Here is a 17,010-nt window from a genome sequence, read left to right as displayed (position 1 = left end):
TCCAGCCCGAGCGACATCAGTGGCCCAGCGCGCGCAGCGCCCGCGCGTTGACCTCGTCGACATCGCCGACGCCGTCCACCGTGACGACCAGCCCGTCGTAGTGCTCCAGCAGCGGCTCGGTCTCGTCGCGGTACACCCGGAGCCGGTTGCGGATCACGCTCTCGTTGTCGTCGGCGCGGCCACGGGCGAGCATCCGTCCCACCACCGTGTCTTCCGGCACGACGAAACACAGCACCGCGTCGAGCTTGGTGTCCATGTCCTTGAGAATCTTCTCCAGCGCGTCGGCCTGGTCGACCGTACGCGGGTAGCCGTCCAGCACGAAACCGTTGACGGCGTCGGGCTCGTTGACCCGCGCCTCGACCATGCGGTTGGTCACATCGCTCGGCACGAGATCGCCCGCGTCCATGTACTTCTGCGCTTCGCGCCCCAGCGAAGTCTGCTGGCTGATATTCGCGCGGAACAGGTCCCCGGTCGAGATGTGCGGGACGCCCAGCTTCTCCGACAGCAGGACGGCCTGGGTGCCTTTGCCGGCACCCGGCGGACCGAGCAGTACAACTCTCACTTGAGGAACCCTTCGTAATTTCGATTCATCAGCTGGCTCTCGATCTGCTTCACGGTGTCCAAACCGACACTCACCATGATCAGCACCGCGGTACCGCCGAACGGAAGGTTCTGGGGGCCACCGGAGGAACCGATGTCGAGGAACAGGTTCGGCAGCACCGCGACCAGACCGAGGTAGATGGAGCCGGGGAGGGTGATGCGGCTCAGGACGAAGTTGAGATAGTCGGCGGTCGGCTTACCGGGCCGGTACCCCGGGATGAAGCCGCCGAACTTCTTCATCTCGTCGGCGCGTTCCTCCGGATTGAAGGTGATCGCGACGTAGAAGTAGGTGAAGAACACGATCAGACCGAAATAGATCGCGATATAGACCGGGTTCCCCGGATTCACCAGATATTTCTGGATGATGTTCTGCCACCAGCTCGGGTCCGGATTGTTCTGCGACGAGGTCAGCTGCGCCACCAGGTTGGGCAGGTACAGCAGCGACGACGCGAAGATCACCGGGATGACGCCCGCCTGGTTCACCTTCAATGGCAGGTAGGTCGACGAGCCGCCATACATCTTCCGCCCCACCACACGCTTGGCGTACTGGACCGGGATCCGGCGCTGGCCCTGCTCGACGAAGATCACGGCGGTGATGATCGCCATGGCAGCGACACACACCAGGCCGAACACCAGGCCGCCACGGCTGTCCAGGATCGACTTGCCCTCGGTCGGAATGCGCGCTGCGATGCCGGCGAAGATCAGCAGCGACATACCGTTGCCGATACCGCGCTCGGTGATCTGTTCGCCGAACCACATGACCAGCGACGCGCCCGCCGTCATCACGAGAACGATGACGATCATGCCGAAGACGCTGGTATTGGCAAGGATGTCCTTTTGGCAGCCCTGCAGCAGCTGGCCGCGGGCCGCGAGCGCGACAAGACCGGTCGCCTGCAAAATGGCCAACGCCACCGATAGATATCGGGTGTACTGCGTCATCTTGTTCTGGCCGGATTGGCCTTCCTTGCGCAATTCCTCGAACCGCGGGATGACGACGGTGAGCAGCTGGATGATGATGCTCGCGGTGATGTAGGGCATGATGCCGATCGCGAAGACCGACAACTGCAGCAGCGCACCACCGGAGAAAAGGTTGATCAGCTGGTAGATACCGGCGGACTCACCGCCGGAGACCAGGTCGATGCACTCCTGGACCGCCTTGTAGTCGACGCCGGGGGACGGCAGCGAAGCACCGGCACGGTACAACGCGATCAACCCCAGCGTGAAGAGAATCTTCCGCCGTAAGTCCGGAGTCCGGAAGGCCGATACGAAGGCGGAAAGCACTGATCCTCCTGGCGAACGACATGGTCATGACATGGATATTTCAGCGATGTCCAGTTCCCTGATTCCGCTCAGGAGGGACGCCGAAAACCATGACGAGGCTTTGGCAGACAACAATTGAACTCTAACAGTGGCATCGGACGAGCCTTCACTCATCCGATGCCACTGCTTGCAGAGTACCGTCAGCCCAGCTCGGTGACGGTGCCACCGGCCGCGGTGATCTTCTCCTTCGCGGAACCGGTGACCTTGTCCACGGTCACCTGCACCGCGACGCCGATCTCACCGTCGCCGAGCACCTTGACCAGCTGGTTCTTGCGAACCGCACCGGCGGCGACCAGCTCGGCCTTGCCGACCTCGCCCCCTTCGGGGAACAGCTTGGCGATCGCGCCGACGTTCACGACCTGGTATTCCGTGCGGAATCGGTTCGTGAAGCCCTTGAGCTTGGGCAGCCGCATGTGGATCGGCATCTGCCCGCCCTCGAAGGCGGCCGGGACGTTCTTGCGTGCCTTGGTGCCCTTGGTACCACGGCCCGCGGTCTTGCCCTTGGAGCCTTCACCGCGACCCACCCGGGTCTTCTCGGTCTTGGCGCCGGGAGCCGGACGCAGGTGATGCAACTTGATGGTCATCGTGAACCTTCCTGCCCGACTTCTTCAACGGTCACGAGGTGGCGCACGACGTTGATCAGGCCACGGTTCTGAGGGGTGTCCTCACGAACCACGGTCTGCCGGATCTTGCGCAGACCGAGCGTGCGCAGGCTCTCACGCTGGTTCTTCTTGGCGCCGATCGTGCTCTTGATCTGGGTCACCTTGAGATCTGCCATTACCTGGCACCTCCCGCTGCCTGAGCGCGCGCACGCAGCATGCCCGCAGGGGCAACGTCCTCGAGCGGCAGGCCACGGCGAGCCGCGACCTCTTCCGGACGCTGCAGCATCTTGAGCGCGGCAACGGTCGCGTGCACAACGTTGATGGCGTTGTCACTACCGAGCGACTTCGCCAGAATGTCATGAATGCCAGCGCATTCCAGCACGGCACGCGCCGCACCACCGGCGATCACACCGGTACCAGGAGAGGCCGGGCGCAGCATGACCACACCGGCCGCCGCCTCGCCCTGTACCGGATGGGTGATGGTGCTGCCGATCATCGGGACGCGGAAGAAGCCCTTGCGAGCCTCCTCGACACCCTTCTGGATGGCCGCGGGAACTTCCTTGGCCTTGCCGTAGCCGACTCCGACCAGACCGTTGCCGTCACCGACGATCACGAGGGCGGTGAAGCTGAAGCGACGACCACCCTTCACGACCTTGGAGACACGGTTGATCGCGACGACCCGCTCGAGCTGGTTCTTCTCGGCGGCGTTGTCGCGGCGGTCACCGCCGCCACGACGGTCGCCGCCACCACCGCGACGGTCGCCGCGGCCACCCTCGGGGGCGCTGCCATTCTGTCCGGCGGGTCCGCTTCCGCCGTCACGCCTCTGACGTCCCGGCATCAGACGTTCCTTCCGTTAATTCGAGTCTTGAGCAGTGTGGTCATCAGAACTTCAACCCACCTTCGCGAGCGGCATCGGCCAGGGCGGCGATCCGGCCGTGGTAGTCGTGACCACCACGGTCGAACACGACGGCCTCGACACCGGCGGCCTTGGCACGTTCGGCCAGCAGCTGGCCGACCTTCTTGCCCTTGGCCGACTTGTCGCCGTCGAGCGCACGCACGTCGGCCTCGACGGTCGAGGCGGCGGCGATGGTCTTGCCGATCGAGTCGTCGACCAGTTGCGCGTGCAGGTGACGCGCGGAGCGGTTGACCACCAGGCGGGGACGCTCGGTGGTGCCGGCGACCTTCTTGCGCAGGCGGAAGTGACGGCGCACCTTCGACAGACGGCGCGTGGTCGAGACATCTTTGCCACGCGGGATGCGCTTGATCTTCTGGTTTTCGGTTTGCGCCATGATCACTTACCCGTCTTTCCGACCTTGCGGCGAACGACCTCGCCTGCGTAGCGGATGCCCTTGCCCTTGTACGGGTCGGGCTTGCGCAGACCGTGGATGACCGCCGAAATCTGGCCGACCTTCTGCTTGTCGATTCCGGACACGGAGAACTTGGTGGGCGATTCCACCGCGAACGTGATGCCCTCGGGCGCCTCGATCGGCACCGGGTGGCTGTAACCGAGGGCGAACTCGAGGTTCTGCCCCTTGAGCGCCACACGGTAACCGACGCCGAAGATTTCCATCTTCTTCTCGTAGCCCTGGGTCACACCGACGATCATGTTCGACACGAGGGTGCGGGTGAGGCCGTGCAGCGAGCGGCTGCGGCGCTCGTCGTCCGGACGGGCGACCTCGAGCTGGCCGTCCTCGCCCTTGGCGACGGTGATCGGCTCGGCGATGGTCAGCGAGAGGGCGCCCTTAGGCCCCTTCACCGCCACATCCTGGCCGTCGACGGTGACGTCGACGCCGGCCGGAATTGCGATGGGCTTCTTACCAATACGCGACATTTGTCCTGACCTCCCTTACCAGACGTAAGCGAGGACTTCGCCGCCCACGCGCTGCTTGGCCGCCTGCTTGTCGGTCAGCAGGCCGGTGGACGTGGAGATGATCGCCACGCCGAGGCCGCCGAGCACCTTGGGCAGATTGGTGGATTTCGCGTACACACGCAGACCCGGCTTCGAGACGCGTCGCACACCCTGCAAGCTGCGCTCACGGCTCGGGCCGTATTTGAGGTCGACGACGAGGGTCTTGCCCACGTTCGCGTCCTCGGTCCGGTAGTCGGCGATGTAGCCCTCGCGCTTGAGGATCTCGGCGATGTTCGCCTTGAGCTTCGAGTGCGGAGCCTTCACCTGATCGTGGTACGCCGAGTTGGCGTTGCGCAGACGGGTCAGGAAGTCTGCGATCGGATCGGTCATGGTCATGGCTCGACCTAGACACCTTTCTTGCTGCGGTTCCCATACAGCGCCGACACGCACGTCGGCATGTGCGGCGGTGGGCCTACAACAATTCGGATGGTCCGGCCGACATTTGCCGACCGGATGAGGTTCGATCGCCCGGGCGAACCGTACGCATGCGGACATGGAGGCGCCCAGGCAACCGCTCTAGTGTAGGCAACGCGCAGCTAGCAGCCAAATCCGGCCCGGTCGGGCCGCCCTCGCCCGATGCGCGGCACCCGTTCCCGGTCCGCCGTGAAACAGCAGATCGCTTGTGTGCGTTCGTGATAACGTCGCATGGTGCACAGCGATCCCGCACAGATGCACGCCGCAGCGGACCGGATGACGGCAAGGGCGACCGAGTTCGGGGACGACATCGAGGCGCTGCGCAAGGAAGCCGACACCCTCATGTCCGCCGACTGGATCGGTGCGGCGGCCGATACACATGCCGCATTGTGGACCGAGTGGGTGGATTCCGCTCGAAAGGTCGCCACCGCTCTGAGCGACGACGCGGCGTTGGTACATCAGGCCGCTGACCGGTACACGAAGACCGACGACAGCAATGCGAGCGCCATCACCTATGTTCAGTTCAACCTAGACAATCTGTGATGCCAGCCTACGTTGCGGATACCGAACGGATTCTGGCTCTTGTCGAGAAGGCCCGACAAATCGGCCAGCAAATCGAGCAACGCATCGCCGACGTCGAGCGTGAAGTCGCCGCGCTGCATATCGAGTGGGAAGGCAGCGCCGCCGAAGCACACCGGACAAAGCATGACACCTGGCATCGAGAGATGAACGACATGAAGTCGGCGCTGGCGGACCTCGAAACCGCTGCCCGAGCCGCGCGCGACCGGTACCTGGCCAACGTAGCTCACAACCAGCGAATGTGGCCCTGATGGCGCCCATCACCATGGACCCTGGCGTCCTTGACAGCGCCGCTGCACTGTACGAAACCGCCCGCAACAGCGCCGATGCTGTCATCAAGACCCTCGCCGGGGCCCTCGACAAAGACTGGGCCTGCGCGGGAAGCGACAGCGCCGGACGCACCTGGACGAACAGTTACGACCCGGCCGCGTTCAACGGCGTTGCGGCTGGAACGAATATCGTCAACGCGTTCGGCAAGTTACACGACCTGCTTGCCTTCACCGCTGTCAATCATGTCAATACCGAGAAACTCAACAAGACACCTCCAGAAACGCCGGACCCCGCCCCCGCGGTCCTTGCGACCGCTGCTGCGCCGACATTCAAGGGCGCATTCGGCGGTGACACCGACCCACCATTCGGCTGGAGCCTGATCAGCAGCTGGCTGCAAGGGCACACCTGGCCGAACGGAGACCCCGACAAGCTGAGGAGGCTCGGGAAGGCATGGAGAGACGCGGCTGCAGGGCTACGCAATGCGAGTGACGGAACCGGACCGGCGTGGTTGAACCTCGAGGAAATTGCGTCGGACGAGCTGCCACAGGCTCTTGCCCAGATGGACGCGGTGTTCACGAGCGTCGAGAACGTCGCGACGCAATACGAAAGTCTCGGCGGCGCATGTGACGATTGGGCACAGCAGATCGAGGACGCGCACCACAAGATCCTCGCCATCCTTGCGGGAGCGCTCGGCATCGGCCTGATCGCGGGCGGCCTGGTCGGCTTCTTCACCGCCGGAACGGGTGCCGTAGCGACGACAACCGCCACGGGCAGCGCGGCCGGTGCCGCCGTCGTCACCGTACTCATCGCGTTCGACGCCGCCGCCGCGGTCGCAACAGGAGTCACCGTCGCCGCAGGCGCGGCAGTCATCGGCGTGGCCACCGAACTACAACCCCTCCTCGAGGCCAACCCCACCCAGTTCAATGCCAGCACGAACGCAGGTGGAAACAACTGGCACTATCAGCCCGCACCCAAGGATCTACCGGCGTTTCCCAAGGCCAAGTGGGCGAAGAGTATGGGTCGACGGAAACGATGGGTGGACGATGAGGGAAACATCTATGAATGGGATTATCAGCATGGCGCCGTCGAGAAGTACAGTAAGAATGGAAAGCATCTAGGAGAGTATGACCCGAAGACGGGCGAGCAGACAAAGCCGCCTGACCGCACACGAAAACCCGAGGGAAAATAGATGTGGCACTTAGGGGCATTCGACAAGAATTCTGGCCTGTTAGTTCAGGAATACATTCTTCGGGGGATGGACGGACCGACGCTGAAAAGACTGCTGAATCTCGACGACAGCGAGTATCCCGTGGAGGCCGCTCAGCACGATGTTCCTGTGACGAAGCTCGGAGAATTTGCCGACTATATCTCCGAGCCGTTCATGCCGGACAATTCGCTCGATTACGAGGTTGGCTTCGCAAGCGACTGAAGTATATTGGCAATCCGTTGACGATAGACCACGCATGCGACTACCAGATCGGCCCCTGCCGAGAGTAGTGCGAGTCAGCGCATTCGAACAGAACAATCTTCAGGAGTCGTCGTGGATTATTTGGACCGATGGAACGTAGAGCAGCGTCGTGCCGCAGCAGAATTGCGGCGCAAGAATTACGCCTTGCAGCAGGCTCTCGCGCGGATCGCGGTTCGCGCGGGCTCCCGTAAGGGCGAGCTGAGCGTTTCGGTCGATGCGCACGGCAAAGTCACCGATCTGCGGCTCACGCCACAGGCGCTCCGGCTTGGCGAAGACCGGCTCGCGCGAGTGCTCCTTGAGACAATCCAGCGCGCTCAATCGGACGCACAGCACCAGGTAAAAGCCGCGTCACGCCCGTACACCGAAGACCCCGATGCTGCCACCGCGATGACGTTCCTCCGCGAGGCTTTGGGCTACGACGCGCCTCCCGGAGTCCGACCCTGATCTGCCCGCCACATTTTCGTAAGAGCAAGCCAGAGGATGTCGCCGCTCGCGACTACCATGACACCATGTCGAGTCCGCGAGTCGATCGGCCGGCCCTCCCCGAGTTCATGACCTGGGAGGAGCTCGAGCAGCTGCCCAAGGAGATTGCCGGGCAGATCGAACTGTGGAACGGGCGGGTTGTCTGGCTACGGCGGGGGCCTGCCGAACATCAGGAGTTCACCAACCTCCTTTGGAGTGGTCTGCGCCGGTGCGCCCGCGAGGAGATGGCCGCAGACCCGCAGCAGTGCTGGCGAGTCCACACGGAAACAAACGTATTCTTCGGCCGATCCGGAAAGTCCGATTTCGTGACGCCGGACTTCCTGATAAGCCGCTGCCTTGGGGACGCGTACCAGGATCTTCGCGCCGCCGATGTCCTGCTGGTCGGCGAAGTACTGTCTCCGTCGAACACGCAGACCGACATGGAGGAACAAAAGGCGCGTTATGCCAAGGCGGGTATCCCCTGGTACTGGGAGGTGACGCTGGAGCGCGAGAAGAGCGCCATCGCGATGGTCCACGCCTTCGCACTGGAGACCACCCACGGCCAGCTTCCACCCGGTGTGCACCCGCTGCACCCGGCCAACTACCTCCTGACCGGTAAGTGGGCACCCAAAGATTCCGACGGCATAGACATCGACTTCCCGTTCCCGATCCACATCCCTTGGTCGGACCTCGAGTTCTGAGTCCCGCACAGGCCAAGCGCGCCCGGCAACGGGATTCGGCTCACTTTCGGGCCCGCCACCAGCGATACCTGCATGCCTGGTCAAGCGGGCCCGCACGCCGTCGTTACGTAGACGGCGGCGCAAGCGCCTCCACCTGCTCGAGGGCCAACGAAGCCGCTGTGCCCGACCGTGCAGGTGTCCGTTATCGACCACCTCGAGAACGGCGCAGCCTTCTCCGCAGCGCCGACGGGGTCACCCTGATCCACGCGGCCGCCGAGGGGCACATCTATGCCACAGTGCTCATATACCTCTCGAGCGCACCATGGTCTACGCCGATACCGACGACTTGGCCGTCATCAGGGGGACGCGGCAGAGCGCAGCGGCATCAGCGAAGCAGAGACCATCCGCAACGCGATACATTTGGCCGCGATGCGGGTGCGCCGCCGATCGCAGCCATTGCGTCTGAGACGTTTCGCGAGCGGTGATCCCGCACTTGCCGAACGCGTCGACGACATCCCCGCAGACGACTTCCGCGACGACCCGGACGGCTGATGATCTGGGCGCCGAGGCGAGACAAGGGACGTCCCGTCGACGTTGTTGTCATTCATGTTGGTCGGGTCGACGAGCGGCGCCTCGCGCGTACACCATGCAAGTATCGGTAATCGCCTGCCGGCCCTCTCCAGGCGCAAACCGATCTGCCGACGGGAGCGCGCTCTCAGAAGCTCCTGGTGAGGTACACCATCATCGCGCTCAGCGCCCATACCCCGACCGTGAAGGCGACCGCCTCCCACCGCGCCCGCGGGAAGGCGAACCACACGGCAGCCGAGATGAGCAGCGCCACAAGCGGCGCTGTCCGGTAGTCCCAAGGGAACGGGACGAGGTCGGTATCCGGGTCTGTGTACAGGATCATGAATGGCCATGCCGCGCAGAACGAGGCCAGTAGCGTCAAGACCCGGCACAGCACCTGACCAAGCCCCTTGCCTTTACGGCCGACCTCACTCTCTGATGATGACAAGGGACGTCCCATCGACGTTGTTGTAGTTCATGTTGTTCGGGTCAACGAGCTGCGCGTCGTGCGCATATCGGATGCAAGTGTCGATAATCGCCTGCCGATCACCTTCCAGGCGCAAACCGAGCTCCCGGCCGGTGTGGTTGTTCCACTCGTCCATTTCTTTGGAGCCACGCAACGGGCTCGGCTTGTCCCTTTCGTGGGCATCCGCCATTCGCTTGGCGAAGTCGGCGCTCGCGGATTCTGTGGTCAGTGCCTGCCAGATGCAGTGCCTGGCGGCGTCCTGTCGGGTCGACTCGGGATCGCCGGGAAACGCGTTGACGGATTCCGCCTGAGCGATATCCATGTCGCGCCGCTCCCGGGAGTTATTGCAGTCTCGAGGGTTTTGCAAGCAAACTGCCTTCTCGTTCTCGCCCAGGTCGTTCCAGTTATCGATCTTGTCGTTGACGGGCTTGGCTTGCGGTTGCCCGGCCGGCATCTGATCTGATCTCGGCAGGTCGGCGAAGGCATCGGCGATCGCTTGGGTCGCGGCTGCGTCGGCGGTATTCGCTTGGGCAAGAGCCTGCTTGATCGCGGCAGTCCGAGTTTCCGCGTCGGTTTCCAGTGCCCCCATCGCCTTCTGGAGCTGGCCGGAGTCGCTCACGGTCGCCAGCAGCGTCTGCTGTGCGGAAGTCGCGGGCGTGCAGGTTCCGTCCTCGGCGACCGCGTAGCCCTTCTCTTCGGCGATCCGCACGGCCGCGGCGACGGCGGCCTGCGCCGCCGCGAGCTCGGTGGCACCGGCGCGCGCGGCCTCGGCGCCCACCTCGAGGGCACTGCGGAGCTTGCCGGTGTCGGAGTGAAGCAGTTCGTATTGGTCGCGCATCGCATTGCCCGAGTCGCCCTGCCAGGTGTCGAGCGACTTGTCCACCGCGCGATACTGGGTGTCCAACGCTCCGGTGAGCTCGTGGGCCTGCTGTGCCCACTGCTCAGCCTGAGTGGTCAGGGCATCGGGTCGTAGCGCGAGTATCTGGGATTTCGTGAGTGCGTTCACGGCAGATCCAGTCCCATTTCGGTCATTTCGGCGGCGCGGTTCCCATCTTGGGCCAGGAACTGGCTGATCACCGTGTCTGTGGCGTCGCCAAGGGTCTGCATGCCCGCAGCGGCTCCGAGGGCCGCGCGATCGACCGCGGCGATTGCGGTGCCGCAGGCCCCGAGAACGCTGGTTTCCGCCAGTCCGTCCGGGACTCCGGCGGCGAGCGAATTGCGCAGGCCCACAGCGCTGATCGTTGACGTCGTAGCTGCGAAGGTGTCCGCCAACCTCCGGATGTCGTCCGGGTCGACGTGAAACTGTTCGAGCGCACCCACCGTATCCCCCTTTGTCGCACACGGTGTTTCGTGGCGACCACTATAGCCAGCCGTGCGACGGGATGCGATCGCCATCGCTAGCGCCGCCCCACATCCCAGTCGTCCCAGTGATCGTAGAGCGGGTGGAGTTCTTCGGAGCCGAATTCTGGCAACTGCGGTTCGAGCCACTCCGGTAGGGGCGCAGGCTCACCGACCGCGTGAGTCGCCTCGGTCGGCCTGTTGACGGCTCGCCGATCCTCGTCGCTGCGAAAGGACTTGGGCACCAGAGGGATACGATGCACGTCGGCGCCATTCGTAGCTGCCACCTCGACAGGTCGCGGTGTTCTTCGAGGTGGGGGCGGCTCGGGTGTTGCGGTGAAGTAGAGGTCGTCGTCATCATCCGGCTTTGCGAACGGTTGGATGACGTGCGCCATCGACTCATCTTGCGCTGCGTCGCTTTCAGAGGCAGAGCCGGAGGGAGAAGCACGGCCGGGGCGAGGGCCGGAGGAGGTTTCGAGTCTGGGGTGGGGGCCAGGGCTGGGGCCAGAACGGGGGTTGAGGCCAGAGCCTGTGCCGGAGCCAGAGCTGGAGCCGAAACCCGAATCGGAGCCGAAGCCGGTATCGGTATCGGTATCGGAACCCGAACGGGAGTAATCGCCGACGCCGCGGCGAGGGCGGCCCTCGGGCGAGTGGTCTGATCCAGCGGGGTCGTCACAGACTGCAGGAGTCGAGTCGCCCTCGGACCGGGCCGCATTGTTCCCGCCGCCGAGTTGCTCGACGGCCTCTCGTACGGCGGCCGCGGCCTGCGCGAACGCGAGCTTGTGCAGTTCCACGACGACATCGGCCAACTGGTGCACGGTCAGCCTCACCGCCCCGTCACCCAACTCGATGGGTTGCAGCACGCCGTTCGCGCCGACCACGACGGTGACGGAACCGTCCGAGGACGAGGCCGTCCCCCGCGTGCGCGCCATAACGTCCTGGAGTCGCTCGATCCGCTGAGTCTCCGAGCTCCGATCCCCCATGTCACCCCCGTACTACTCCCCCGAGCTTAGTTGTTCGCGAGAAGGTTGGGAATCCATGAGACCGGCGAAATCGAGGGATGCGTTAATCTGACGCGCTACAGGCCGAGGTTGGACAAGGGGGCGGCCGATGCCGGACGAACAGTACCCACATCCTGACGACGCGCGCACCCTCGCGGGCGCTTTCGCCGCAGCGGGGCTACGGGTCGCCACCGCCGGTCGCCCCGCCGTGGACGACATGGATGCCGCGCTGTTAGACACCGCTGTTCTGGAATCATGCGGCGCTGCAGTGCGACTCGTGGATCTAGCCATCCAGGAGACGGCGGCTCGACTGCAACGCTCGGGTGCGGCGACCCTGCGTGCGGCCGAGTCCGTTGACCAGCACGGTGCGCCACCTCCCAGCATCCCGTACTGCCTTTGATCAGGGCTGATCACACCACAGGGCAACGACGGCCCCGACGAGTCCGACAGGGGCGAACGATCAACGACGAGATCGTCAACTGCCCGTGCCAGCACCGGGGCCGTCCGCCGCATCTGCGACCACTTCGAGGAGAAGGAACGGCGGTAGTGAAATGGTGGCTCGTGCGCCCGGTGGAAACCACCATTTCACTACCGCCGATCGGTAAGCGCGACAAGGGCGAAGGAATATCTCCGCGAACGAAAGTCCCGCGTCCGGGGATGCCTCGACCGGCTACCCGGCGTCATGGTTCGAGGTAGAGGCGTTCACACGGTAGTCGCGCCAATCCGATTGCGTTGCCAGGAATCACGGCTATGTCTTCGGCAGCGCGAACAGTGCGCCATTCTCGCAGGAACCGCATTGCCGCGGTGCGGCAAGCAGCGAAGTCCAGGCTGACGCCGCCGAGGTGAACGCGCAGGTGAACGTCGGGCTCGTGCGGGCGCGGAGTGGTCATGGCTCCGGTTCGGCCGGATCGGACTCTAGATGTGTGTGCTCGGCGATGCTCTGCGAAACCCGCAGCCGTACGCTCCCGGTTGCCACCGCTTCCACCATGGCGTTGAACCCGTCCCAGTGCCGCACATGATGGAGCACTTGGTCTTCGGTGATTCCGCCGGGCTGCCGCTCTTCGCGACGGCATTGCACGAAGTCGGCGGTGAGCAGGCTCACCATCTCCCCGTAGGAGTAAGGCATCTCCTGAGCATCCGGACCGGGCCGGTAGCCGCGTCGGCATGCCGCTGCGAGCGCGTCCTCGACATGCTGGTCGATGGCCCAGATGTGCAGGTCCATCAGATAGGCGAGCCGACGGCTCATCGGTCGTCCGGGCCTGCCGTCCTCGTAGTGCCGAGCCCAGACTCCGAGCAGCCCCACGGCGGACACCATCGTCGCGTCGGCAGGCCCGGTACGAGCGTTGAAGATGTCGAAGAAGGCGCGAGTGCCTGGCAAGCGCAGCTCAGCTTGCGCGGAAGGAGAACGTGTCGAGTGCGGCTGTGTTCGGACTTCATCTGTCATCGCGCTCCCCGTGCCTGGGCACAGTTCCCGACGGCGACGCCGAGCAAGGACAGATCGATCGCCCGAGCGGGCAGGCATCGGCTGATCGCAGTAATCACCACCGCCGCCGAGGGCCGGAAACCGTCCTGCGGCAGCTCGACCCAATGACGCATCGCAGGGGGACGGTCGGTGGGAGACGGCAACGCGATCACCTGGCCGTGGCAGTACGCCGCTACGCCTGCCCGGTACAGCTGGGCGAACAATGCGGGCGACTCCGGTAGGTCGGGTCGGACCAGGAAGGTCCAGGTGCGCGATCGCGGGTATGACACGATCGGTCCGATCGCGTGTTGATGGCGGCGTAGTTCTTCGCGGACCTGATACCCGCAATGCGCTGGCATCCCCAATCCCCATACGCTTCCGGCCCGGACCGTGATCCGTCCGGTGTGCGGGTCGACTCCCGCGGCGAGGCCGGCGATGCGGCGATAGAACACGCACCGGCTCGCGGGGGTGTCTCGAAACGGGCCAGCCTGCATGGTGATCCCCTACCGTCGAATGGATTCGGAGGTGCGCCGTATCGAGGAATGCTCGGGTTCAGTGCCCGCGATGTCCCTGCTCAGCTGCCTGGCGCACGCACAGCACATCAGCCTTGCGTCGATCATTCGGCCTGATCTGAATATTCAGACCAACTTCTCCGAAAGACCATGGCGGGATGGAGTTTTGCGGTATCACTGGCCCGCATTCCGCGTAATTCTGGTCGCCTGGAGCCGCGATTTGGGTCCTGAACTGCGTGGACATGGGTGAGTGCGCCGGGAGACCGTGTCTCTAGGCGTGGGTGTCGGTGCTGGTCAGGGGGTTGGGGTGAGTTCGATGATCTGCTTGGGTGCAGGGATGTCGAGCTTGGCGAGTAGGTCGCGTTGGGGCTTGGTGGGTTCGGTGGTTCGGCGGAAGGTGCCGGTGGGGCCGGTGAAGGTGCCGACGTGGAGGCGGTCGAGTTCGCGGCGGGCATTGAACCAGGTTGTGCCGGTGGTGGTTTCGGTGATGCGGATGAGCAGCAGCGCGAGCCAGCAGAGGATGACGTGGGCGCGGATGCGTTCCTCGAGGCGGTGGTAGACCGGTCGCAGGTCGAGGACCTGTTTCATGTCGCGCCAGCCGCGTTCGACTTCGAGGAGCTGCTTGTATCCCAGGGCGATGTCTTCGGCAGACAGTTTCGGGTCGCTGCAGCGCAGCAGGTACTTGCCGTCGAAGTTGGCTTCGGCCTTGACCTTCGCGGCGTCGATGCGCAGCTTCCCGCTCGGGGTGACGCGCAGGAAGCGGGTCAGTCCGGGCTTGGCTGAGATCTTGCCGCGCAACTCGCCGCGTTTGAAGTCCGACAGGGTGTCCGAGCCGTCGATCAGCTCGCCCAGCTGGGCGACGAGCTGTTCACGCATGTGCTTGTCACGGTCGGCGGCCTCGGGGTTGTGGCAGATCACGAACCGTTCCGACTCGCTGATGCGGACTTCCTTGACGCGCATGTTCTCGGCGATCTCGAGGTAGCGGCCTTGGCGCGACATCGCTGCCTTGACTTCTTCGGAGCCCGACCGCATCTTCTCGCCGATGATGTAGTGGTGATCGCCCGAGCGCAGGTAGCGGCGGTTTTCCGCGGAGGAGAAGCCGCGGTCGGTGACCCGCACGATCTTGGCCAGTGTCCAGTCCCGCATGTCGTCTTTGACCTGCCGGATCAGCGCCTGATCCGACGCGTTGCCCGGCCAGCACCAGGCGCGCACCGGGATCCCGTCACGGGTCACGGCCATGCCGATCACGATCTGCGGCAGGTCGTCACGGGAGTCCTTGCTCTTGCCGTAGGTACGGAACCCGCCCTCGGCCGCATCGGTGGTCTCGCTGCCGGGGATCGGGGTGCCGCGCTCATCACGGGCGATCGGGTCGTCGGCGTCGGCGAGCTCGAAATATGTTGAGGTGGTATCGAAAAACAGCAGGTCTACCTCCAGGTTGAGCAGGGTCGCGACCCGGTCGAACACCTGCTTCTCCAACTCCTCGCGCACCGAGTGCAGCCAGTCCATCGCCCGATAACAGGCATCGTCGCTGGTCTGTGCCAGTCTGTCGATGTGCACGTCGTGGTTGATCCAGTCCGCGGCAGCCAGTTTCGACGACGGCGCCAGCGCCCGGTTGGCGACCAGCCCGAACAAAACCCTCTCGGTCGCGCTCACGTCCCGGGGCCGGCCGCGGCGCGGCTGCCCGAGCCGGGACACGATGGTATCTATGCCCAGCCGCCGCCATAGATGATCGAGCACATACGCCCCGCCGAACGCCCTGGAGGACACGAACTCCAACCCCGCACCCTCCGCTGTGGCGGCCAGGCCCTCGCCCGGCTCGAGCAGCCGCGACAACGACCCGACCAGCCGTTTCACCGCGTCACGGTCAAGTTCGTCCTCACGGCCGAAGGTAAACAGCACCTTCGGAGTCGCCCGCCCCTTCACCGGATCCCACACGTTGTGGGCCAGATGCAGATACCTGACCGTGCCGGACTTGTTGTCCCGCTTGGTCGTCTTCACGTACATGACTCCAGACGCTACGACAAAACAGCAGAACAATCCACTGAAACAACAAGAATCGCGTCTCTAGGCAGAATCAGGGAATCCTCTCCACTCCGACCCGCCGACCAGCTGATACGCCAAGCCACTACCTCCACAACCCCCGAATTACGCGGAACGCGGGACTGGATGCACATCACATTAGGGGCTGGATTCACGTACCTGGGGGAGAGCCGATGTCCGAGAACGAGTCTCCGACACTGCTGCGCCGCCAGCTCGGTAGATTTCTGCGTGAAGCGCGCGAAGGCCGAGGACTGACGATCGCCATAGCCGCGGAGGAAGTTCAACTCAGCTTCAACGGGCTACAACGCCTGGAAACCGGTCGGGCGGTGAAGCCGCGCCGTCAGGATGTGCGCGAGCTGTGCATGTTGTACGAGGTGAACGCCGAGCAGACCGAGCAGGCGGTCGGGTTGGCGTCGCGCGCGGCGACGGCCAGGGGCGAGGACGGCATCACTCCGCTGGGCGGGCTGTTCTCCGATGCCTTCAACATGTACGTCGGTATGGAGCGATCCGCTCGACGGCTCACGTCCTACGCGGTGCAGGTACCTGGACTGCTGCAAACCGACGACTACGCACGCGCATTGATCGGCGCTTTTCTGTACGACGGTTCGGCCGAGGAAATCGAGCAACGCGTGCGGGTGCGCCGCAGCAGGCAGGTGGTCGTCACGCGCAAGGCCAGCCCGGTGGACCTCCAGCTGCTTCTCGATGAATCCGCGCTGCACAGGATGGTCGGGGGGCCAAAGGTGATGGCCGAGCAGCTGCGCCATTTGGCAGACGTCAGCACCAGACCGAACGTCACACTGCGTATCCACCCGTGGTCGGGCGGATACACGCGCGGAATCCTGCACGGCTCGTTTGTCATCTTGGACTTCGGCACCGACAACAAGGGCAGGCCGATCGAACCGCCGGTCGTCTACCTCGACGGGGGGATGAGCAGCGATCTCTATCTGGAAAGGCCCGAAATGGTGCAGCGTTACACTGAGATGGCTGACGCCATCGGACAAACGGCGATGGACGAGAAGACTACGCGAGACCTGCTTCGCCGGGTAGCAAGGAGTTATGACGGTGACCGTTGACCTATCCGGGGCAAGCTGGTTCAAGAGCAGCTACAGCGAGTCCAACGGCCAATGCGTCGAGGTCGCCCACCTCCACGGCGGCATGGTCGGCGTTCGTGACTCCAAGAACCTTTCCGCCCCGGCCCTCGTCTTCACTTCCGCCGAATGGGACACCTTCCTCACAGATGCCAAGAACGGCGAATTCGACCGCTGCTGAAGACAATTCGAGCACAGCCGGACAAGTCGGGCGAGGTCGAGTAGCAAGGAG

Annotated in this window: 24 protein-coding genes; 9 read left to right on the top strand and 15 right to left on the bottom strand. The window is 64.3% G+C overall.

Annotation, left to right across the window (positions count from 1 at the left end; translation table 11 throughout):
- Positions 1-16: 16 nt before the first annotated feature.
- The 8 genes from OHB12_RS29135 to rpsH form a co-directional block, all read right to left on the bottom strand.
- Positions 17-562 carry an adenylate kinase gene (locus OHB12_RS29135; RefSeq protein WP_327112601.1) on the bottom strand — a complete coding sequence of 182 codons (546 nt, stop codon included), beginning with the start codon at positions 560-562 and terminating at the stop codon, positions 17-19.
- Positions 559-1,881, bottom strand: coding sequence for a preprotein translocase subunit SecY (secY, locus tag OHB12_RS29130; protein WP_327112600.1), 1,323 nt, complete (start codon positions 1,879-1,881; stop codon positions 559-561). The genes OHB12_RS29135 and secY overlap by 4 nt, the downstream gene beginning before the upstream one ends.
- A gap of 179 nt (positions 1,882-2,060) precedes the next feature.
- Entirely contained in the window at positions 2,061-2,504 is a 444-nt protein-coding gene (gene rplO, locus OHB12_RS29125) for a 50S ribosomal protein L15 (RefSeq protein ID WP_327112598.1), read from the bottom strand.
- Positions 2,501-2,698, bottom strand: a complete 198-nt coding sequence (gene rpmD / locus OHB12_RS29120; RefSeq protein WP_327112596.1) for a 50S ribosomal protein L30 — start codon at positions 2,696-2,698, stop codon at positions 2,501-2,503. Before rpmD ends, rplO begins: the two co-directional genes overlap by 4 nt.
- On the bottom strand, positions 2,698-3,360 hold the full coding sequence (gene rpsE / locus OHB12_RS29115) for a 30S ribosomal protein S5 (protein ID WP_327112594.1): 663 nt from the start codon (positions 3,358-3,360) through the stop codon (positions 2,698-2,700). The genes rpmD and rpsE overlap by 1 nt, the downstream gene beginning before the upstream one ends.
- Positions 3,361-3,403: 43 nt before the next feature.
- Positions 3,404-3,811, bottom strand: a complete 408-nt coding sequence (rplR, locus tag OHB12_RS29110) for a 50S ribosomal protein L18 (protein WP_327112592.1) — start codon at positions 3,809-3,811, stop codon at positions 3,404-3,406.
- Positions 3,812-3,813: 2 nt separating this feature from the next.
- Positions 3,814-4,353 (bottom strand): 50S ribosomal protein L6, encoded by a 540-nt coding sequence (rplF, locus tag OHB12_RS29105; RefSeq protein WP_327112590.1) that lies wholly within the window; start codon positions 4,351-4,353, stop codon positions 3,814-3,816.
- 15 nt (positions 4,354-4,368) lie between these two features.
- Complete coding sequence (gene rpsH, locus OHB12_RS29100) at positions 4,369-4,767, bottom strand: 30S ribosomal protein S8 (RefSeq protein ID WP_327112588.1); 399 nt, start codon at positions 4,765-4,767, stop codon at positions 4,369-4,371.
- A gap of 309 nt (positions 4,768-5,076) precedes the next feature.
- Here rpsH and OHB12_RS29095 point away from each other — a divergent pair, with 309 nt between their 5' ends.
- The 6 genes from OHB12_RS29095 to OHB12_RS29070 all read left to right on the top strand — a co-directional run bounded on the left by OHB12_RS29095 (position 5,077) and on the right by OHB12_RS29070 (position 8,325).
- A complete protein-coding gene (locus OHB12_RS29095) occupies positions 5,077-5,388 on the top strand; it encodes a WXG100 family type VII secretion target (protein ID WP_327112586.1) in 312 nt (103 codons plus the stop codon).
- Entirely contained in the window at positions 5,388-5,675 is a 288-nt protein-coding gene (locus OHB12_RS29090) for a WXG100 family type VII secretion target (RefSeq protein WP_327112584.1), read from the top strand. The genes OHB12_RS29095 and OHB12_RS29090 overlap by 1 nt, the downstream gene beginning before the upstream one ends.
- The gene (locus tag OHB12_RS29085; protein WP_327112582.1) at positions 5,675-6,883 is read left to right on the top strand and encodes a colicin E3/pyocin S6 family cytotoxin; all 1,209 of its coding nucleotides are present in this window, start codon (positions 5,675-5,677) and stop codon (positions 6,881-6,883) included. The genes OHB12_RS29090 and OHB12_RS29085 overlap by 1 nt, the downstream gene beginning before the upstream one ends.
- Positions 6,884-7,123 carry a DUF7683 domain-containing protein gene (locus OHB12_RS29080; protein ID WP_442799879.1) on the top strand — a complete coding sequence of 80 codons (240 nt, stop codon included), beginning with the start codon at positions 6,884-6,886 and terminating at the stop codon, positions 7,121-7,123. It begins immediately after the preceding gene.
- Positions 7,124-7,234: 111 nt separating this feature from the next.
- Positions 7,235-7,606 carry a YbaB/EbfC family nucleoid-associated protein gene (locus tag OHB12_RS36485; protein ID WP_442799878.1) on the top strand — a complete coding sequence of 124 codons (372 nt, stop codon included), beginning with the start codon at positions 7,235-7,237 and terminating at the stop codon, positions 7,604-7,606.
- Positions 7,607-7,671: 65 nt separating this feature from the next.
- Positions 7,672-8,325, top strand: coding sequence for a Uma2 family endonuclease (locus OHB12_RS29070; protein WP_327112576.1), 654 nt, complete (start codon positions 7,672-7,674; stop codon positions 8,323-8,325).
- 694 nt (positions 8,326-9,019) lie between these two features.
- Here the strand turns inward: OHB12_RS29070 and OHB12_RS29065 are convergent.
- The 4 genes from OHB12_RS29065 to OHB12_RS29050 form a co-directional block, all read right to left on the bottom strand.
- Positions 9,020-9,319 (bottom strand): hypothetical protein, encoded by a 300-nt coding sequence (locus tag OHB12_RS29065; protein ID WP_327112574.1) that lies wholly within the window; start codon positions 9,317-9,319, stop codon positions 9,020-9,022.
- Positions 9,300-10,343, bottom strand: coding sequence for a WXG100 family type VII secretion target (locus tag OHB12_RS29060; RefSeq protein WP_327112572.1), 1,044 nt, complete (start codon positions 10,341-10,343; stop codon positions 9,300-9,302). The genes OHB12_RS29065 and OHB12_RS29060 overlap by 20 nt, the downstream gene beginning before the upstream one ends.
- Positions 10,340-10,657, bottom strand: coding sequence for a hypothetical protein (locus OHB12_RS29055; protein WP_327112570.1), 318 nt, complete (start codon positions 10,655-10,657; stop codon positions 10,340-10,342). The genes OHB12_RS29060 and OHB12_RS29055 overlap by 4 nt, the downstream gene beginning before the upstream one ends.
- Before the next feature lie 77 nt (positions 10,658-10,734).
- On the bottom strand, positions 10,735-11,658 hold the full coding sequence (locus tag OHB12_RS29050) for a YbaB/EbfC family nucleoid-associated protein (RefSeq protein WP_327112568.1): 924 nt from the start codon (positions 11,656-11,658) through the stop codon (positions 10,735-10,737).
- Between the two features lie 127 nt (positions 11,659-11,785).
- On the opposite strand from OHB12_RS29050, the gene OHB12_RS29045 reads away from it, so the two are divergent.
- On the top strand, positions 11,786-12,076 hold the full coding sequence (locus OHB12_RS29045) for a hypothetical protein (RefSeq protein WP_327112566.1): 291 nt from the start codon (positions 11,786-11,788) through the stop codon (positions 12,074-12,076).
- A gap of 486 nt (positions 12,077-12,562) precedes the next feature.
- Here the strand turns inward: OHB12_RS29045 and OHB12_RS29040 are convergent, their stop codons facing one another.
- The 3 genes from OHB12_RS29040 to OHB12_RS29030 all read right to left on the bottom strand — a co-directional run bounded on the left by OHB12_RS29040 (position 12,563) and on the right by OHB12_RS29030 (position 15,654).
- Positions 12,563-13,054: a hypothetical protein gene (locus OHB12_RS29040; RefSeq protein ID WP_327112564.1), complete on the bottom strand. Its 492-nt coding sequence runs from the start codon at positions 13,052-13,054 to the stop codon at positions 12,563-12,565.
- A 62-nt stretch (positions 13,055-13,116) separates the two neighbouring features.
- Positions 13,117-13,632 carry a DNA-directed RNA polymerase subunit beta gene (locus tag OHB12_RS29035; protein WP_327112562.1) on the bottom strand — a complete coding sequence of 172 codons (516 nt, stop codon included), beginning with the start codon at positions 13,630-13,632 and terminating at the stop codon, positions 13,117-13,119.
- Positions 13,633-13,944: 312 nt separating this feature from the next.
- The gene (locus OHB12_RS29030; protein WP_327112560.1) at positions 13,945-15,654 is read right to left on the bottom strand and encodes an IS1634 family transposase; all 1,710 of its coding nucleotides are present in this window, start codon (positions 15,652-15,654) and stop codon (positions 13,945-13,947) included.
- A 209-nt stretch (positions 15,655-15,863) separates the two neighbouring features.
- Between OHB12_RS29030 and OHB12_RS29025 the strand changes: the two genes are divergently transcribed.
- Both OHB12_RS29025 and OHB12_RS29020 read left to right on the top strand, forming a co-directional pair.
- The gene (locus tag OHB12_RS29025) at positions 15,864-16,763 is read left to right on the top strand and encodes a helix-turn-helix domain-containing protein (protein ID WP_327112558.1); all 900 of its coding nucleotides are present in this window, start codon (positions 15,864-15,866) and stop codon (positions 16,761-16,763) included.
- Positions 16,753-16,959, top strand: coding sequence for a DUF397 domain-containing protein (locus tag OHB12_RS29020; protein WP_327112556.1), 207 nt, complete (start codon positions 16,753-16,755; stop codon positions 16,957-16,959). The genes OHB12_RS29025 and OHB12_RS29020 overlap by 11 nt, the downstream gene beginning before the upstream one ends.
- The last annotated feature ends 51 nt before the right edge of the window (positions 16,960-17,010 follow it).

The sequence above is a fragment of the Nocardia sp. NBC_01730 genome (assembly GCF_035920445.1).
Lineage (GTDB): Bacteria > Actinomycetota > Actinomycetes > Mycobacteriales > Mycobacteriaceae > Nocardia.
The sequence above is the reverse complement of the archived record's forward strand: the minus strand, read 5'-3'. Positions and strand labels throughout refer to the sequence as shown.